The sequence below is a fragment of the Nocardioides marmorisolisilvae genome, from assembly GCF_003725775.1.
GTDB classification, from domain to species: domain Bacteria; phylum Actinomycetota; class Actinomycetes; order Propionibacteriales; family Nocardioidaceae; genus Marmoricola; species Marmoricola marmorisolisilvae.
Genome location: NZ_RJSG01000003.1, coordinates 111,017 through 113,218, shown reverse-complemented (window position 1 = coordinate 113,218; position 2,202 = coordinate 111,017). Strand labels below are relative to the sequence as shown.

Sequence of the window (2,202 nt, the reverse complement as noted above, 5' to 3'; positions counted from 1 at the left end):
CCGGCTCGGGTTCCGGCTCGGGTTCCGGCTCGGGCTCCGGCTCCGGCTCCGGCTCCGGCTCCACGGCCACCAGGCCTTCGTGGTCGACCTCGATCGGCTCGATCTCGACCTCGTTCGCCTCAGTCTTCAGGTCCGGCGCCTCGAGCTTGGCCGGGAACGCTTCCTCGGCCGCGGCGGCCAGCGCTGCCTTCGCCGCGCGACGACGCTTCCAGCGCGACACCTTCTCCGGGGCGGGCTCCACCGCAACCTCGTCGACGGCCTCCGCCAGCTCGGGTTCAGGTTCCGGCTCGAGCAGGGGCTCGGGCTCCGGCGCCTCGGCGGCGGCCGGGTCGACCCACTCCTCGATGACCTCGGGCTCCTCGAGGTCGGTGTACCCCGCGGTGGCGTCCTGATCAGGCTCGTCGTACCCGACGTCCTCGACCGGTGCAGGTTCCTCGGCGGTCAGCGCGAGGTCGTCGACCTCGGCGTACGCGGGAGCTTCTTCACTGCTTTCCCTGATCGTCGCGGTCACGGGGGACTGGAGGGATGTGGCCGCGGCGACTTCTTTTGGGGGGACTCCCGTGATGTCCGTCAGGGCCGCTGTCGCGGCGCCCCGGCCCGGCGCCTGTGGCGCCGAGGCCCTCGCGGCTCTCTCGATCGCCTGGCGCTCCCAGTCGGCCTGCTCGGCGGCGATCCGCTCCTTCTCGGCGCGGGCGGCCGCGATGCGGGCCTGCTGCTCGGCCATCGCCGCGGCTCGCCGCTGCTCCCGCTCCTCGGCTGCGACGCGTTCGCGCTCGGCCTGCTCGGCGTCGCGGCGCTCCTTCTCGGCCAGCGCTGCCTCACGACGGGCCGCGATGGCGGCCAGGCGCGCGGTCTCGGCCTCGGCTGCGGCGATCCGCCGGGCCTCGTCCTCGGCAGCGGCCTGCTGCTCGGCGGCGATGCGCTCGGCCTCGACGCGCTCGGCCTCGAGGCGCTCCTCCTCGGCCTTGATCGCAGCCAGGCGCTCGGCCTCGGCCTGCTCGGCAGCGGCACGCTCGGCGGCGAGCCGCTCGGCCTCGGCCTGCTCGACAGCGATGCGCTCTGCTTCGGCCTGCTCGGCGGCGAGGCGCTCGGCCTCGACCCGTGCGGTCTCCAGGCGCTCGGCCTCGGCGTTCTGGGCCGCGATCCGGTCGTTCTCGATCCGGATGGCCTCGGCCTTCTCGGCGGCGAGGCGACGCAGCTCGGCCTTCTCGGTGGCAACGCGGATCCGCTCGGCTTCCTCGGCCTCGATCCGCTCCCGCTCCAGACGGGCCAGCTCCGCCTCCTGGGCAGCGCGGCGAGCAGCCTCCAGCCGCTCGGCCTCAGCCTGCTCGGCGGCGAGGCGCTCCTGCTCGGCCCGTTCGGCTGCGAGGCGTTCCTCCTCGAGACGGACGGCCTCCAGTCGCTCCTCCTCGGCCTGCTGGGCCAGGAGGCGGTCTGCCTCGATGCGGAGACGCTCCTCCTCCTCGGCGGCCAGGCGCTCGTCCTCGGCGCGGATGGCCTCCAGGCGCGCGTCCTCGGCCTGCTGGGCCTCGACCCGCTCGGCCTCGATGCGCTTGGCCTCCGCGGCCTCGGCCTTGAGGCGGGCCTTCTCGGCCGCGATCGCGGCGACGCGTGCCTTCTCCAGGCGCTCGGCCTCGGCCTCCTGGGCGGTGACCCGCTCAGCCTCGATCCGGGCAGCCTCGACGGCCTCGGCGACCAGGCGCTGCTTCTCGGCCTTGATGGCGGCCAGCTCGAGGCCCTCCAGGCGGCCGGCCTCGGCCTCCTGGGCGGTGACCCGCTCGGTCTCGATGCGGGTGGCCTCCGCGGCCTCGGCGGCGAGCCAACGCTCGTACTCCTGGATCTCGGCGATCCGGGCCGCCTCCAGGCGGGCCTCCTCGGCGAGCTGGGCCTCGACGCGCTCGGTCTCGATCCGCTTGGCCTCGGCCGCCTCTGCCGCCAGTCGCTTCTTCTCGGCGCGCACTGCGGCCCGACGCTCGGCCTCGGCCCGGCGCTGCTCCTCGCGCTCCTGCTCGAGGCGCTCCTGCTCGAGGCGCGCGGCCTCGGCGGCTTCGGCAGCGAGCCGCTCCTGCTCAGCCTGGAGGGCTGCGCGACGCTCCTTCTCGCGCTGGATCGCCTCCTGGCGGGCCCGCTCGAGACGCTCGCGCTCGAGCCGTGCCTTCTCGGCCTCGGCGGCGGCGCGACGCTGCTCCTCGGCCTGGAGCG

1 protein-coding gene is annotated in these 2,202 nt (G+C 75.4%); it reads right to left on the bottom strand.

Annotation, left to right across the window (positions count from 1 at the left end; all coding sequences use genetic code 11):
• Positions 1-2,202, bottom strand: a 2,202-nt coding sequence (locus tag EFL95_RS16005; RefSeq protein ID WP_484213808.1) for a coiled-coil domain-containing protein, incomplete at both ends; no start/stop codon positions are given.